The 16,009-nt window shown below is 72.2% G+C and carries 11 protein-coding genes; 9 read left to right on the forward strand and 2 right to left on the reverse strand.

Annotation, left to right across the window (positions count from 1 at the left end):
• Positions 1-129: 129 nt before the first annotated feature.
• Positions 130-546 carry a DUF4307 domain-containing protein gene (locus ACGFYQ_RS33505; protein ID WP_393749945.1) on the reverse strand — a complete coding sequence of 139 codons (417 nt, stop codon included), beginning with the start codon at positions 544-546 and terminating at the stop codon, positions 130-132.
• 119 nt (positions 547-665) lie between these two features.
• On the opposite strand from ACGFYQ_RS33505, the gene mca reads away from it, so the two are divergent.
• A complete protein-coding gene (gene mca, locus ACGFYQ_RS33510) occupies positions 666-1,547 on the forward strand; it encodes a mycothiol conjugate amidase Mca (protein WP_393749946.1) in 882 nt (293 codons plus the stop codon).
• A 2-nt stretch (positions 1,548-1,549) separates the two neighbouring features.
• Positions 1,550-1,774 (forward strand): hypothetical protein, encoded by a 225-nt coding sequence (locus ACGFYQ_RS33515; RefSeq protein WP_393749947.1) that lies wholly within the window; start codon positions 1,550-1,552, stop codon positions 1,772-1,774.
• A gap of 134 nt (positions 1,775-1,908) precedes the next feature.
• Here the strand turns inward: ACGFYQ_RS33515 and ACGFYQ_RS33520 are convergent, their stop codons facing one another.
• Entirely contained in the window at positions 1,909-5,325 is a 3,417-nt protein-coding gene (locus tag ACGFYQ_RS33520; RefSeq protein WP_393749948.1) for a tetratricopeptide repeat protein, read from the reverse strand.
• A 168-nt stretch (positions 5,326-5,493) separates the two neighbouring features.
• Between ACGFYQ_RS33520 and ACGFYQ_RS33525 the strand changes: the two genes are divergently transcribed.
• The 7 genes from ACGFYQ_RS33525 (at position 5,494) to ACGFYQ_RS33555 (ending at position 15,974) form a co-directional block, all read left to right on the forward strand.
• Positions 5,494-6,165: a hypothetical protein gene (locus tag ACGFYQ_RS33525; protein WP_393749949.1), complete on the forward strand. Its 672-nt coding sequence runs from the start codon at positions 5,494-5,496 to the stop codon at positions 6,163-6,165.
• Positions 6,162-6,917, forward strand: a complete 756-nt coding sequence (locus ACGFYQ_RS33530; protein ID WP_393749950.1) for a DUF4344 domain-containing metallopeptidase — start codon at positions 6,162-6,164, stop codon at positions 6,915-6,917. The genes ACGFYQ_RS33525 and ACGFYQ_RS33530 overlap by 4 nt, the downstream gene beginning before the upstream one ends.
• 27 nt (positions 6,918-6,944) lie before the next feature.
• Complete coding sequence (locus ACGFYQ_RS33535; protein WP_393749951.1) at positions 6,945-8,999, forward strand: thioredoxin domain-containing protein; 2,055 nt, start codon at positions 6,945-6,947, stop codon at positions 8,997-8,999.
• A 245-nt stretch (positions 9,000-9,244) separates the two neighbouring features.
• Entirely contained in the window at positions 9,245-10,606 is a 1,362-nt protein-coding gene (locus ACGFYQ_RS33540) for a glycosyltransferase (protein WP_393749952.1), read from the forward strand.
• A gap of 152 nt (positions 10,607-10,758) precedes the next feature.
• A complete protein-coding gene (locus ACGFYQ_RS33545; protein WP_393749984.1) occupies positions 10,759-12,342 on the forward strand; it encodes an ArnT family glycosyltransferase in 1,584 nt (527 codons plus the stop codon).
• Between the two features lie 6 nt (positions 12,343-12,348).
• Positions 12,349-13,533 (forward strand): glycosyltransferase, encoded by a 1,185-nt coding sequence (locus tag ACGFYQ_RS33550; protein ID WP_393749953.1) that lies wholly within the window; start codon positions 12,349-12,351, stop codon positions 13,531-13,533.
• Positions 13,534-13,556: 23 nt separating this feature from the next.
• On the forward strand, positions 13,557-15,974 hold the full coding sequence (locus tag ACGFYQ_RS33555) for a galactose oxidase-like domain-containing protein (protein WP_393749954.1): 2,418 nt from the start codon (positions 13,557-13,559) through the stop codon (positions 15,972-15,974).
• Positions 15,975-16,009 lie beyond the last annotated feature (35 nt).

Consider the following 16,009-nt stretch of genomic DNA (forward strand, 5'->3'; position numbering starts at 1 on the left):
TGCTCCTCGTCGGTACAGGGGACTACAAAGCCGCCAGCGGCGGACGAAACCACGAGCCTAACAATTCGGGAAGAAAAGGGGGAGGACCCACGTGCCGGATTGCCCGCCGACCGTGTCACGGCCCGGGCCTCAGCGCGTCGCGGACGCCGCCTGCTGGCAGCCGACCAGCTCGATCATCGTGGCGCGGCCCGTCGTCCTCAAGGTGACGACCTCGTCCACCCGCGCCTCGGGCTGGGCGAACGTGAAGTCCGCGCGGCCCACCTCATTGTGCTCCTCGTCCTGCGAGCTGAGGGTGCAGACCCCGGTGACCGAGGCGTCCTTGCGGATCTCCAGGTGCGCCTCGATCTCGGTGTCCGAGACCACCTGGAACTTGATCACCTCGGCGCTGACGCTCTGCCCCGAGACGTAGTCCCAGCCGATCCAGCCGATCACGCCCAGCAGCACGGCACCGAGCGCCGCCCCGACGATCTTGAGCTTCCGGTCCGCACGCTCGTCCGCCGAACGGCCGTAACGGCCCTCGGGCAGCCCTCCGCGCACCGTGCTCATCGATCGTTCCTTCCGACAGGGCGGGGCCGGGCCGCACAGGCCCACCCCCGGAATTTTCCATCCCCCGATTCGGTCAATATAGAGGTCGACCGTCGCGCCGAATCGCAGAGGATCCCGTCTTGACCGAGCAGCTTCGACTGATGGCCGTCCACGCCCACCCCGACGACGAGTCCAGCAAGGGCGCGGCCACCATGGCCAAGTACGTGTCCGAGGGGGTGCCCGTGCTGGTCGTGACCTGCACCGGCGGCGAGCGCGGCTCGATCCTGAACCCCAAGCTCCAGGGCGACAAGTACATCGAGGACAACATCCACGAGGTGCGCCGCAAGGAGATGGACGAGGCCCGCGAGATCCTCGGCGTCGAGCAGGAGTGGCTCGGATACGTCGACTCCGGCCTGCCCGAGGGCGACCCGCTGCCCCCGCTGCCCCAGGGCTGCTTCGCGCTGGAGGACGTGGACGAGGCGGCCGGCCGCCTGGTGAAGAAGATCCGCGCCTTCAAGCCGCACGTCGTCACCACGTACGACGAGAACGGCGGCTACCCGCACCCCGACCACATCATGACCCACAAGATCTCGATGGTCGCCTTCGACGGCGCGGCCGACACCGAGAAGTACCCGGAGGCCGAGTTCGGCCCGGCGTACCAGCCGCAGAAGCTCTACTACAACCAGGGCTTCAACAAGCCGCGCACCATCGCCCTGCACGAGGCACTGCTCTCGCGCGGCATGGAATCCCCGTACGGGGAGTGGCTGGAGCGGTGGAAGGAGTTCGAGCGCAAGGAGCGGACCCTGACCACCCACGTGCCCTGCGCCGAGTTCTTCGAGATCCGTGACAAGGCGCTCGTCGCGCACGCCACGCAGATCGACCCGGACGGCGGCTGGTTCCACGTCCCGATGGAGATCCAGAAGGAGGTCTGGCCCACGGAGGAGTACGAGCTGGCGAAGTCGCTCGTCGACACTTCCCTCCCCGAGTCCGACCTCTTCGCGGGCATCCGGGAGAATGCGTAGCTATGAGCGCTACGCAGGCAGCACTGACCCAGTTCCTCCCGCTGGCAGCCGACACCTTCGACAAGAACAAGGTGACCCCCGGAATCCTCGGGTTCATCGTGTTCGCGGCCCTCGCCCTCGGCGTGTGGGGCCTGATGAAGTCGATGAGCCGCCACATGGGCCGGGTGGACTTCCAGGAGGCCCCCGAGCCGGGCACCGCGGCCCCCGCCCCGGACCGGACGGGCTGAGAACCCGCCCGCGGACCGGCTGAGAACCCGCCCGCGGACCGGCTGAGACCCGCCCGCGGACCGGCTGACCGGACCGGCCGACTCCGCCGTGTGTGACCGCTCCCGCCCGACCGGCCGGGGGCGGTCTCCGCGCGTCACACGGCAGGCGCCGGGGCCTGAGCCGGGTCCGCGGGCGGCAGCGGGACGCCCATGATCTCCCGCGAGTGCAGGTTCGGGACCAGGCCGAGCCGCCACGCCTGCCAGCCCTCCGCCGGGTCCACCCCGCGGCCCAGGATCACCCCGTACGACTCCAGGCAGTCCTCCAGCCGCCCGTCCCGCGCCGGATGCGGCGCCGCCGTCAGCCGGGCCAGCTCCGCCCGTGCCTCCTCCGGAGCCCCGGGCACCGTCAGGTCCGTGAAGTCGGTGTATGGCAGCATCGTGCACCGCAGGAACCGCGCCCAGTCCTCCCCGCGCCGGTCCCCGTACGAGATGAACAGCCGCACCGCCTCCTCGCACAGGCCGAGCGCCTGCGCGATCTTGCCGTTGCCCGCGTCCACCACGGCCAGCTCCAGGCAGGTCCACGCCTCGCCGTGCGCCAGCCCGATCCGCCGGAAATCCGCCCGCGCGTCCACCAGCAGCTGACGGGCGAAGCCGGAATTCCTCAGGTTCCCCGTCTGCGCCGCCCGCTGGTCCCGCGTCACCCGGCCCGAGTGGTGCCGGGCGTGCGCCAGCCCGTACACGTCCCGCATCCGCGAGAACATCGTCCGGGCCCGCTCCAGCTCCCGTACCGCCTGATCGCGCTCGCCGCCCTCCTCCAGCGCCTGCCCGAGGTAGTACAGCGTCCACGCCTCGCCGCGCGCGTCCTCCGCCTCCCGGTGCCGGGCCAGCGCCTCCCGCAGCTTCTCCAGGGCCGGCCCCGGATCCCCGTCCACCACCCGGGCCCGGCCCAGCTGGGTCAGGGCCCACGCCTGACCACGGTCGTCGCGCGTACGCCCGTACAGGTCGAGCGCCTCCCGCAGCTCCGCCTCCGCCCGCCCCACGTCCCCGACCCGCAGGTAGACCTGTCCCAGCTGGAAGTGCGCCCACGCCTCGCCGTGCACGCTCTCGTTCTCCCGGTGGAGGACGAGGGACCGCTCCAGCAGCTGCATCGCCTCCGCCAGGTGCGCCAGGTCCCGCTCCACCGCCGCCAGCGCGTGCAGGCCCCAAGCCCGGTCGCCCGCCAGCTCCGCCGGCTCCTGGAGCACCAGCGCCTCGCGGATGCGGGCCGCGGCCTCCGGCAGGTTGCCCTGGTGGTGCAGCGTGATCCCGAGCGAGACCAGGGCCATCGCCGCCCCCGCCTCCTGGTGGGCCTCCATGTACTGGTCCACCACCGAGGTCAGCGTGGTGCGGGCCTTGTCCAGCTCGCCCAGCTGGCGCGCAGCGATACCCGTACGCCACTGCACCGACCGCACCAGCCGCCCCTGCTGCCCGCCCGAACCGCCCGAGTGGCCCGCCGCCAGCGCCACCGCCTGCGTCAGCTCGTCGATCTCACCGAGCCGGTACAGGTCCCCGCGCAGCAGGCAGAAGTCGCACAGCGCCCCCAGCAGGTCCAGTACCGCCTGCTGGTCCACCCCCTCCGAATGCCGCAGCGCCGCCGTGATGAAGCTCGACTCGTCGTCCAGCCAGCGCAGCGCCGCGTCCAGCGAGGTGAAACCGTGGTTGCCGAAGTGGTTCGCCCGCGTCGACATCTTCCCGTCGACCATCCGGATCACCGAGTCCGCGAGCTGCGCGTAATTGCGGATCAGCCGCTCGTGGGCCGCCGAGGACCGGTCCCGGTCCTCCTCCGCCGCCAGCCGGGCCGCGGCGTACGCGCGTACCGCGTCGTGCATCCGGAACCGCTGCCCGCGCACCCGTTCGATCAGCCCGGCCTCCCACAGCTCCTCCAGCGTGCGCAGCGCCGCCTGCTCCGGTACGTCGGCCAGCGCAGCCGCGGCCGCGCCGCCGAGGGAGGCCCGCCCGGCCAGCGGCAGCCACCGCAGCAGCTGCCGGGCGGGCTCGGCGAGCCGGGCGTCGGCGGCCCGGAGGGCGCGCTCCACCGGGTGGCCGCCGGCGGGTTCCGGGGTGAGGACGGGGCCGGGGGGCGTCAGGCCCGCGCGGGCCAGCGGGGCCAGCATCCGCAGCGCCAGCGGGAGCCCGCCGCTCAGCTCCACCACGGCGGCGAGCGCCTCGTCCGCCCGGGCCCGGGCCTTGGCGTCGGCGTCGGCGTCCGCACCGGCGTCCGTCTCCGGCGCCGCCCCGGCCGTACCCGCCGTCCCGGCCGTACCCGCCGTCCCGGCCGTCCCAGCCGCCCCGGCCATACCCGTCGCCCCGGCCGTACCCGCCGGCGCGGCCGACCGGACCAGCTCCGCCGCATCCGCCTCCGCCAGCCGCTCCACCGGCAGCTGGTGCACCCACGCCGCCAGGTCCGCCGGCAGCTCCAGCGGCTCCCGCGCCGTCACCAGCACCAGGCTCTCGGACCGCTCCGGCACCAGCATCCGGACCTGCGCCGCGTCCACCGCGTCATCGAGGACCACCGTCACCGGCAGGCCCTGCAAGTGCTGGTGGTACAGCTCGCCCAGCCGCCGCACCTGCTGCTCCGCCGAAGCCCCCTCGCGGAACAACAGCTGCTCGCGCGGCGCGCCCAGCCGGTTCAGCAGGTGCAGCAGAGCCTCCCGCGTCGACAGCGGGGCGCCCGGGTCGCCGCCCCGCAGATCCACCACGCACGCGCCCCGGAACTGGTCCCGCAGCCCGTGCGCCGCCCGCAGCGCCAGCGTCGTCCGGCCCACCCCCGGCTCGCCGTGCAGCACCACGACCACCGGGCGGGTCTCCGTACTGGCCCGGGCCGCCTGCACCCACTGCGCGATCCGCGTCAGCTCCGCCCGCCGGCCCGCGAACGGCCCGGCCGGATCGGGGAGCTGCCCGAAGGACTGCTCCAGCACACTGCGCCGCCGCGCCTCCGCGCTGCGGTCCGTCCCGCGCAGCTGCGGCGCGCCGGTCCGGGAGGCCGGCCGGGGCGCCCGCGCCGCCGCGGCCACCGCCCGCTGCTGTTCCAGGAAGGGCCGTATCCCGCGTACCTCCAGCGCCGACAGCCACTGCAGCCTCAGCTGTTCCGGCCCGCCCGGCCGGCCCCGCTCACCGGCCCGCCGGTTCGCCGCCGGAAGGTGCAGCGCCGTCACCTTCGCCACCGTCGCGACCGCCCCCGCGACGCCCGCGACGGCCCCCGCGGTCAGGGCCGTACCGGCCGCGACACCGAGCGTCAGGTCCGCCCCGACGGCCGCCGCCGCCGCAACCGCCGTGACGAGCAAGGCCGTTGAGGTACTGCCGCGCCGGAACGCCTCGCCGAGCGACTGCTCCCCGGCCGCCGCCTCGTCCAGGGCCCGTACGTACGCCTCGTACTCCGGAGCCGCACTCGCCGCGAGCGCGTCCAGCGCCTCCCGGGCGCGGGCCAGCAGCGCCGCCTTGTCGACCGGTGTGCCCGCCGCGGTCCGCCGGGCCTCCTCGTCCACGGCCCGCCCCAACAGCCGCTCGGCCTCACCGCGATGGCTGTCCCGCATCGGCATCCCCCTCAGAGAGCTCCGGCAACGTGCCACAAGTGTCCGTCGGGACGCTCGCGAGCGCGAGGGAATCTGAGCTAGTTCAGAGGGAGTTGGTCCTGGGAGACCGGGAACGCAACCGTCCTATAGTCATCCCTTGTCGATCCGACGTGTAGGACGGGAGACCCGGTGACGGTACGAGAGATTCGCACGGCGGCACGCCTCATAGGGCGGCGCAACGCGCTGCGCTACCTGGCCATCGGCGTGGGCACCTCGTTCCTCGCCGCCTGCGCCGGCAAAGACCCGGCCGAGCCCGCGGCGCCCGGACCGGAGGCACCGAGCACCGGCGCCGCCACCGCGCCCGCCACCACCGCCCCCGCGTCCTCCACCCCGGCCCCAGCCGTCACGTCCACCCCCACCGCCACCCCCACGGTGGTCGGTCGCGCCTTCGACGCCTTCATCAAGGGCGGCTGGACCATCGAGTCGACCACCCCCGGCGGTCACACGGGGCGCGGCAAGGCCACGGTCGAGGCGGACGGCGGCGGCAACGGCGGCTGGACCATCGAATGGGACGGCGGCGCTGGCACCTGGCGCGGCGGCTTCCTGCTGCGCGGCGGCCACCTCGTGCTGGACGTCTACGAAGCCCCCAAGGGAGTGCAGCGCCTGACCGGCGGCGAGGCCCTCACCGTCCCCGCGACGGTCGGCGAGACCGTCTCCCTCACCCTCCCGTGGAGGCCTCCGGGCCACCCCGACACGAACGACGGCCAGAAGCTGTCCGTCGAGTACGCGAAGAACACCCTCCGCATCCGCCACATCGAGAGCAGCGGCAGCACCACCACCCACGTCTGCACCCGGGCGTGACCGCCTTGCGCCGCACGGCCGCGGTCCTGTGCGCGGCCATGCTGATGCCGGGCCTGGCAGCCTGCGCACAGGCAGGGCCCACAAGGGGATTCGTACCGCGATATGAGAATCCGGCGGAAGCCGACCGCGACAGTGCCCGTTTCCTGAAGCGGCGGAAGCTCACCGAGACGGTCACCGCCGACCTCAACGCATACCTCGCCCTCCCGTACCGCGTCACCGTCCTCGCCCGTTCCTGCGCGGGCGAAGGCACGGGCTACGACCCGGAGGAACACCGCATCGAGCTCTGCTACGACGACCTGACCGAGGAACGCGAGCTCATCGAGCGGTCCGGCTCCCCACGGCCGGACGAGGACCTCTCCGAGGTCGTCCGCGAGACGCTCCACCACGAGGCGGGCCACGCCCTCGTGGATGCACTGCACCTCACCCCCGACGACCGCGCCGAGGAGGACGCCGCCGACCACTTCGCACAGGTGATGCTGCTGCGCGGCCACCCCGAGGGCGAGCAGACGCTCCTCACCGCCGCCCGCTCCTACGACCTCGCGGCCGCGGCCGCGGCCGACCCCGCCCCCGACCCCGGGGACGAACACGCCCCGCCCGCCGCCCGCGCCGAATCCCACCGCTGCGCGGTCTACGGCGCCGCCCCCGCCCGCCACCAGGACCTCGCCACCCCGGCCCGCGCGGACTGCACGGCCACCTGGACCCGCACCCGCGACGCCTGGACCCACGACCTGGCCCCGTTCCTTCGTCACTGACGTGATCTCGTGCGGCAGGATGGCCCCATGCCGAACCACCTCGCGAACGAGACCTCGCCGTACCTGCTCCAGCACGCCGACAACCCGGTCGACTGGTGGCCCTGGGCGCCGGAGGCCTTCGCGGAGGCCAGGGAGCGCGGTGTACCCGTTCTGCTAAGCGTTGGGTACAGCTCTTGCCATTGGTGTCATGTCATGGCCAACGAATCCTTCGAGGACGAGCTGACCGCCGTCTACATGAACGAGCACTTCGTCAACATCAAGGTGGACCGCGAGGAGCGGCCCGATGTCGACGCCGTCTACATGGAGGCCGTGCAGGCCGCCACCGGGCAGGGTGGCTGGCCCATGACCGTGTTCCTCACCCCGGACGCCGAGCCGTTCTACTTCGGGACCTACTTCCCGCCCGAGCCGCGGCACGGGATGCCCTCCTTCATGCAGGTCCTCGAAGGCGTGCGGACCGCCTGGGTGGGGCGGCCCGAGGAGGTTGCCGACGTCGCGCAGCGGATCGTACGGGACCTGGCCGGGCGGCAGTTGGACTACGGGAAGGCCGGCACCCCGGGGCCCGAGGAGCTGGCGCAGGCGCTGCTCGGGCTGACGCGGGAGTACGACGCGACGCGCGGCGGGTTCGGCGGGGCGCCGAAGTTCCCGCCGTCCATGGTGCTGGAGTTCCTGCTGCGCCACCACGCCCGCACCGGGTCCGAGGGCGCGCTCCAGATGGCCGCCGACACCTGTGAGGCCATGGCCCGGGGCGGCATCTACGACCAGCTCGGCGGCGGGTTCGCGCGGTACTCCGTGGACCGGGAGTGGGTCGTGCCGCACTTCGAGAAGATGCTGTACGACAATGCTCTGCTCTGTCGGGTCTACGCGCATCTGTGGCGCGCCACGGGATCGGATCTGGCGCGCCGCGTCGCCCTGGAGACCGCCGACTTCACGGTCCGGGAACTGCGCACCGACCAGGGCGGCTTCGCCTCCGCGCTCGACGCCGACAGCGAGGACCCGCTCAGCGGGAAGCACGTGGAAGGGGCGTACTACGCCTGGACGCCCGCCCAGTTGAGGGAAGTGCTGGGGGAGGACGACGGGGCGCTGGCCGTCGCCTATTTCGGGGTGACCGAGGAGGGTACCTTCGAGCACGGCACGTCCGTGCTCCAGCTGCCCCAGGACGGGCCGGCGGCGGATGCCGAGCGGATCGCCTCGATCCGGGCACGGCTGTTCGCCGAGCGCGAGACGCGGCCCGCGCCCGGGCGCGACGACAAGGTCGTCGCCGCCTGGAACGGGCTCGCCATCGCCGCGCTCGCCGAGTGCGGGGCGTACTTCGAGCGGCCGGACCTGATCGAGCGGGCCACCGAGGCCGCCGACCTGCTGGTGCGCGTGCACATGGACGGACGGGCCCGGCTCGCCAGGACGAGCAAGGACGGTCACGTGGGCGCCAACGCCGGGGTGCTGGAGGACTACGGCGATGTGGCGGAGGGGTTCCTGGCGCTGGCCGGCGTCACCGGTGAGGGGGTCTGGCTGGAGTTCGCCGGGTTCCTCGTCGACCTGGTCCTGGACCAGTTCACGGCCGAGGACGGTTCGCTCTACGACACCGCGCACGACGCGGAGCCGCTGATCAGGCGGCCGCAGGACCCCACCGACACGGCCGCGCCGTCCGGCTGGACGGCCGCCGCCGGGGCGTTGCTGTCGTATGCCGCGCACACCGGTTCGGAGGCCCACCGCACGGCGGCCGAGAGGGCGCTCGGGGTGGTGCACGCCCTGGGGCCGCGCGCTCCGCGCTTCATCGGGCACGGGCTGGCGGTCGCCGAGGCGCTGCTGGACGGGCCGCGCGAGGTGGCGGTCGTGGGTCACCTGGAGGATCCGGCTCGGGCGGCGCTGCACCGGACGGCGTTGCTGGGGACGGCTCCCGGGGCGGTGGTGGCGACCGGAATGCCGCGTTCGGCGGACGGCGGTGGGGGTGAGTTCCCCCTGCTGGCCGAGCGCACACTCGTACACGACCGTCCGACGGCGTATGTGTGTCGACATTTCGTCTGCGCGCGGCCTACGACGGACCCGGTCGAACTGGCCGAGCAATTGGGGACGGTTCGTCCCTGAAGTACCCGGAGTACCGTCAATTCCGGTTGCTCTCATATGAGTTCAGAAACGCGCTTTTTATCTGAACTGCTCCTGGGTGTCATGTTCACTGACTAATCTCGTGCCATTCGGGAGGTACCGAGACGCCGCACCGGGGGGTGCGTGCGAGGGGGGAAACGGGGGACGGCGGGCCGGGGGGCCCGCCGTGAGCCTCCGGGGGGTTTGACGATCGCCGCCTGGGGTTGCGGCATGTCTGGGGGGACAATTTGTACACCTCTGTGTTCATTTCTGTCGTTTCGCTTTCACTCTTCGGGATAGCTGCCTTCACGCTCTGGTGGCAGATGCACGCCTGGCGGACGCCCGAGGTGCTCGCCTCCACCCGTTTCGACCGCCCCGACGGGGGCGGCCGGCTGGCCTTCTCGCTGCTGCTGCCGGCCCGTCACGAGCAGGCGGTGCTGGAGCACACCATCGACCGGCTCCTGGAATCGAGCCACACCGACTACGAGATCATCGTGATCGTCGGTCACGACGACCCCGAGACCGCCGCCGTCGCCGAGCGGGCCGCCGCCCGGGCACCGGGCATCGTCCGGGTCGTCGTCGACCACCACGAGACCAAGAACAAGCCGAAGGCCCTCAACACAGCGCTCCCGTCCTGCCGGGGCGACATCGTCGGGGTCTTCGACGCCGAGGACCAGGTCCACCCCGAGCTGCTCTCCCACGTCGACCACGCCTTCCGCTCCACCGGCGCCGACGTGGTCCAGGGCGGGGTCCAGCTCATCAACTTCCACTCCAGCTGGTACAGCCTGCGCAACTGCCTGGAGTACTTCTTCTGGTTCCGCTCCCGGCTGCACCTGCACGCCGAGAAGGGCTTCATCCCGCTCGGCGGCAACACCGTCTTCGTACGCACCGAAGTGCTGCGCGAGGCCGGCGGCTGGGACCCGGACTGCCTCGCCGAGGACTGCGACCTGGGGGTGCGGCTCTCGTCGGTCGGCAAGAAGGTGGTCGTCGCGTACGACTCCGACATGGTCACCCGCGAGGAGACGCCGGGCTCGCTGATGAGCCTGCTCAAGCAGCGCACCCGCTGGAACCAGGGCTTCCTCCAGGTGTACCGGAAGAAGGACTGGCAGCAGCTGCCCGGGCGCGGTCAGCGCTGGCTGGCCCGCTACACGCTGATGACGCCCTTCATGCAGGCCGCGTCCGGCGTGATCATCCCGCTCAACTTCGCCGTCGCGGTCTTCCTCGACGTACCGGTCGGCATCGCGATCATCACCTTCCTCCCCATGATCACGGCGATGGTGACGTTCGTCTTCGAGATCGTCGGCCTGCACGACTTCGGCCGCCAGTACGGACTGCGCGTCCGCTTCTCGCACTACGTCAAGCTCGTCGTCGGCGGCCCGTTCTACCAGGTGATGCTCGCGGGCGCCGCGATCCGCGCGGTCTGGCGCGAGCAGCGCGGCCGCAACGAGTGGGAACTGACCAGCCACACCGGCGCCCACCTCGGCGAGGCGCCCGCCACCGCCACCGCCACGGAGCCTGCCGCTGCCTCCGCCGTGCCCACGTACAGCGCGTCCACCGCGTCCACCGCGTCCATTGCGAACACCGCGATCCGAGAGGACAGCCGCCAGTGACCGCCACCGTGCCCACGGCCACTGATCCCCAGCCTGCCGCGACCGCCGGCGCCACCGCCACCGCCACCGAGCCCCGCGTCCCCGCCCAGCGCAACGGTCGCGGCGGTCTCGGCGGGCTCGGCGTCAAGCCGCCCGCGCCCGCCCGCCCGCTCGTGCGCTTCCGCTCCTCCCGCCCCGACCTGCTGCTCTGCGGGGCCCTGCTGCTGGTGATCGTCCTCGTCCAGGGCTGGAACATCACCGACTTCCCGACCCTCAGCGACGACGAGGGCACCTACCTCGCCCAGGCGTGGGCCGTCCAGCAGGGCGACGGCCTCGCCCACTACACGTACTGGTACGACCATCCGCCGCTCGGCTGGATCCAGGTCGCGGGCCTGACGTACGTCCCCTCCCTCTTCGTGCCCGAGTCGATGACCGTCGCGACCATGCGGTTCTCGATGCTCGTCGTCTCCGCCGCGAGCTCGGTGCTGATCTACGTCCTCGCGCGCCGGCTGTGGCTGCCGCGCTGGGCCGCCGGGCTCGCGATGGGCCTCTTCGGGCTGTCCCCGCTCTCCGTCGTGCTCCAGCGCGAGATCTTCCTCGACAACCTCGCGGTGATGTGGATCCTGCTCGCCTTCTGCCTCGCCGCGTCGCCCAGCCGCCACCTGTGGCACCACTTCGGGTCCGGGCTCGCGGCCGCCACCGCCGTCCTGACCAAGGAGACGATGCTGGTGGTGCTCCCGGCGCTGCTGGTGACGATGTGGCGCCACAGCCACCGCGACACCCGCAAGTTCGCCGTCACCGGAGCCGTCACCGCCTGCGTGCTCATAGGGCTGGCCTATCCGCTGTACGCCCTGCTCAACGGCGAGCTGCTGCCCGGCTCCGGCCACGTCTCGCTCATCGACGGCATCACGTACCAGATGGGCCGCGAGGGCTCCGGCTTCATCCTCGACGCCGGCTCCGGCTCGAACGGCGTCTTCCGCTCCTGGCTCTACTACGACACCGTGCTGCCGCTCGGCGGGCTGGCCGGCGCCGTCCTGCTGCTGGCCACCCTGCGCTGGTCGGTCACCGCCCGCGCGCTCGCCGGTCCCGCGCTCGCCGCCGTCATCCTCGCCCTCGTCGCGCTGCGGCCCTCCGGCTACCTCCCGGCGATGTACGTGATCCAGGCGCTGCCGTTCCTGGCCCTGGTCCTCGCGGGCGGCGCGGCCAGCGTCACGCACGCCGTGCTGCGCCGCCGCCGGGCCCCGGGGGAGCGCAGGCGGCTGGTGTACGCGCGCTGGGCGCTGCTCGGCGTACTCGCCGCGGCCGCCGCGGTGTACGTCCTGCCGCGCTGGTACGACGGCAACCGCACGGCGCTCACGGTCGACGCGAACGCCCCGTACCGGCAGGCCGCGGCCTGGCTCGGCAGCGAGGTGGAGGATCCGGCGCGCACCCGGGTGCTGCTGGACGACGCGCTGTGGCTGGACGCCGTGCACCGAGGCTTCGAGCCGGGGCTCGGCGCGATCTGGTTCTACAAGGCCGACCTCGACCCCGCCGTCACCAAGACCCTGCCGCGCGGCTGGCGGGACATCGACTACGTCGTCTCCTCGCCGACGGTGCGCCGCGACGCGGTGGACCTGCCGAACGTGAAGGCCGCGCTGGAGCATTCGACGGTGGTCGCCGTCTTCGGCTCGGGCGAGGACCGCATCGAGATCCGCCGGACCGACCGGGCCGACAGCGCCGACCGCGCTGACAGCGCCGACCGTCAGAGTGGGAGCTGAGCCACCATGAGCGAGGACCTGTGGTCCCTCCATGCCCCGATCGATGCGGAGCTCGCCGCTCCGCAGACGGTCACCGGCAGTGTCACCCTCATCATCCCGACCTTCAACGAGTCGGGGAACATCGACGAGTTGCTGCGCCGGCTCGGAGACGCGCTGCCCGAGCACCTGCCGTGCCAGGTGCTGTTCGTGGACGACTCCACGGACGACACCCCGGCCGTCATCGAGAAGGCCGCCCTGGAGCACCCCTTCCCGGTGGCCGTCCTGCACCGCGAGAGCGCCGACGGCGGCCTGGGCGGCGCCGTCGTCGAGGGGGTGAGGCGGGCGGACACCGACTGGATCGTCGTCATGGACGCCGACCTCCAGCACCCGCCCCACCTGGTGCCCGAACTCGTCGGCGAGGGCGAGCGCACCGGCGCCGACCTCGTCGTCGCCTCCCGCTACATCAGCGGCGGCAGCCGGGCCGGACTCGCCGGCAGCTACCGCATCGCCGTCTCGCGCGGCGCGACCTGGCTCACCAAGGGGCTCTTCCCGCGCGCCCTGCGCGGGATCAGCGACCCGATGAGCGGATTCTTCGCGATGCGCCGCTCCGTGGTCACCGCGGACGCCCTGAAGCCGCTGGGCTACAAGATCCTGCTGGAGCTGGCGGTGCGCTGCCGGCCTGCGAAGGTCGCCGAGGTGCCCTTCGTCTTCCAGGACCGCTTCTCGGGCGAGTCCAAGTCCACCGCCCGCGAGGGCATGCGCTTCCTCGCGCACCTCGCCTCGCTGCGCTCGGCGACCCCGCTGGCCCGGCTGATCGGCTTCGGCCTGATCGGGCTCTCCGGCTTCGTACCGAACCTGGCCGCGCTCTGGCTGCTCACGCACGCCGGGATGCACTACCTCCCGGCGGAGATCGTCGCCAACCAGGCCGGGGTCCTGTGGAACTTCGTCCTCATCGAGACCCTGCTCTTCCGGGACCGCCGCCGCCACCGCCACTGGGCGGACCGGGTGGGCCGCTTCGCGCTGCTCGCCAACGCCGATCTGCTGCTGCGGATACCGCTGATCGCGGTGTTCGTCGCGAAGTTCGGCATGGCCGTGCTGCCGGCCACCGCCCTCGCGCTGGTCACCACCTTCGTCCTTCGGTACGCGGCCACCGAGGCCCTCGTCTACCTGCCGCGCACCTCGCGCAAGGCAGGGCGTCACACCAGGAGTTGAGCCGCACAGAAGGGAACCTTTCGATGCGTCTGAAGATCCGGCGGAGGGCAGGGCGGCGGGCCGCGCTGCTGGCCGTCGGGGCGATGACCGCGGGCCTGCTGCTCACCGCACCGCAGCAGGCCACGGCCGGCCCGCCCAATCTGCTCACCAATCCAGGTTTCGAGACCGCCGGCGCGCCCGGCGCCGACATGCCGTCCTGCTGGTCCAAATCGGGCTGGGGCGACAACGACTTCACCTTCGCGACCGTCGCCGACGCGCACAGTGGCACCAAGGCGATGAAGGTCTCGCTCACCCGCCGCGTGGACGGCGACCGCAAGGCGCTGGTCACCGAGAACACCACCTGCGCGCCCGCCGTCACCCCGGGAAAGCAGTACGACCTCTCCGCCTGGTACAAGTCGAACACCCCGGACGTCTCGGTGACGGTGTTCCGGCGGGAGGCCGCGACCGGGGCCTGGCAGTACTGGACCGACCTGCAGAATCCGCCGGTCAGTGCCGGATGGGCGCGCACGGAGGTCCGTACGCCGGCCGTCCCGCCGGGCACCGACAAGATCGCGTGGGGGCTGTCGGTCTACGGGGTGGGCACGCTCACCACCGACGACTACGCGCTGGAGGAGGTGGGTGCGGTGCCGCCGCAGCCCACCTGTTCGGGCACGGCGGAGGAGTGCGCCAAGGGCAAGTGGGAGGTGATCCCGGCCAAGAACCCGGTGCGCTCGATGCACGCCGTCGTGCTGAAGAACGGCAAGGTGCTGCTGATCGCGGGCTCGGGCAACGACATCGCCCAGTTCAACGCGGGTACCTTCACCTCGGCCGTCTACAACCCGGCGAACGGTTCGTTCAAGACGGTGCCGACGCCGGTGGACATGTTCTGCTCGGGCCACGTGCAGCTGGCCGACGGCCGGGTGCTGGTGATGAGCGGCAACAAGGGCTATCCGTCCGCCGACGGCAAGATCGGCTACCAGGGGCTGAAGGACTCGTACGTCTTCGACCCGGCGACCGAGACGTACACGAAGACGAACGACATGAACGGCGGGCACTGGTACCCGTCGGCGACGATCCTCGGCAACGGTGACGTGATCTCCTTCGGCGGCCTGAAGGAGGACTCCACGGGCAACGTGACCGCGGAGAAGTTCTCGGCGGCGCAGAACAAGTGGCTGCCGATGAACGAGGTCAACCAGACCTGGTCGTACTGGGGCCTGTACCCGTCGATGATCCTCATGCAGGACGGGCGGCTCTTCTACTCGGGCAGCCACACCTTCGGCAACAACACGCCCGGCACCGGCTCCTCGGTCTACGACTACAACGCCAACACCATCACCGACGTGCCCGGGCTGCGCAACAAGGACCAGCGCGACGAGTCGGCGAGCGTGCTGCTGCCCCCGGCGCAGGACCAGCGGGTCCTGACCATCGGCGGCGGCAACAACGAGACGAACCCGGCCGCGAACCGGATCACCGACATCATCGACCTGAAGAAGCCGAGCCCCGCCTACACGGCCGGCCCGGACCTCCCGCAGGGCCTGGTCGACACGGGCGCGGGCAAGCGGCCGCAGACCGGGGCCGAGGGCAAGATGTACGTGTCGGCCGTGCTGCTGCCGGACGGCAAGGTGCTGGAGACCGGCGGCGGGCTGCACGACCGGGCCGACCCCGTCTTCGAGGCCTCGTTCTTCGACCCGGTGACCAACACCTACCAGCCGGGGCTGGCCGCCGACCCGATCCCGCGGACGTACCACTCGGCGTCGTTCCTGATGCCGGACGGCCGGGTCATGTCGGTCGGCGACAACCCGGGCAACGGCACGTACAACCACAACGTGTCGATCTACACCCCGCCGTACCTCTTCAAGGGCCCGCGCCCGCAGATCACCTCGGTGATCGACACGCAGTGGGTGTACGGGGACACGCAGCGGATCACCGTCGACCGGCCGGTCGCCAAGGCGGAGCTGATCCGTCCGGCGGCGGTCACCCACTCCTCGGACCCGAACCAGCGGTTCGTGGACCTGCCCATGACGGTGAACGGGAACAACATCGACCTCAACGTCACCAGCAACCCCAACCTGGCGCCGCCGGGCTGGTACATGCTCTTCGCGGTCGACGCGAACGGCGTCCCGTCGATCGCGACCTGGGTCCACCTGGGCGGGGCCCCGGCGCTGGCGGCCACCGAGGAGCAGCCCTCGGCGCACGTGCACACCTTCGCCGACAAGCTGGGCCCCGCCAAGGGCAACCCGGCCAAGCGGGACTCGGTCCAGGTAGCCCCGAGCGTGGCGGGCTGCGACCGTCACTACGGCACGGTCAGCCTGTGCGTACCGACCCGCTTCCCGGCGGAGGTGAAGGAGACGGCGAAGGCCCGCTGCGACTGGCTGGCCGCCCACCAGTACCCGCGGCGCATGAAGGTCAACGGCAGCGACCCGCTGCGGCTCGACAAGGACGGCGACGGCTACGCCTGCTGACGCAGGCCGCAACAGCGGGGCCCGGCCGCGTGTCG

Origin of the sequence: Streptomyces sp. NPDC048258, from assembly GCF_043201995.1 — a bacterium.
Taxonomy (GTDB): Bacteria; Actinomycetota; Actinomycetes; order Streptomycetales; family Streptomycetaceae; genus Streptomyces.

Coding starts and splice junctions, on each gene's coding strand:
- ACGFYQ_RS33505 (WP_393749945.1), bottom strand. CDS start 546: ATGAGCACGGTGCGCGGAGGGCTGCCCGAGGGCCGTTACGGCCGTTCG.
- ACGFYQ_RS33520 (WP_393749948.1), bottom strand. CDS start 5,325: ATGCGGGACAGCCATCGCGGTGAGGCCGAGCGGCTGTTGGGGCGGGCC.
- ACGFYQ_RS33535 (WP_393749951.1), top strand. CDS start 6,945: ATGCCGAACCACCTCGCGAACGAGACCTCGCCGTACCTGCTCCAGCAC.
- ACGFYQ_RS33550 (WP_393749953.1), top strand. CDS start 12,349: ATGAGCGAGGACCTGTGGTCCCTCCATGCCCCGATCGATGCGGAGCTC.
- ACGFYQ_RS33555 (WP_393749954.1), top strand. CDS start 13,557: ATGCGTCTGAAGATCCGGCGGAGGGCAGGGCGGCGGGCCGCGCTGCTG.
- ACGFYQ_RS33515 (WP_393749947.1), top strand. CDS start 1,550: ATGAGCGCTACGCAGGCAGCACTGACCCAGTTCCTCCCGCTGGCAGCC.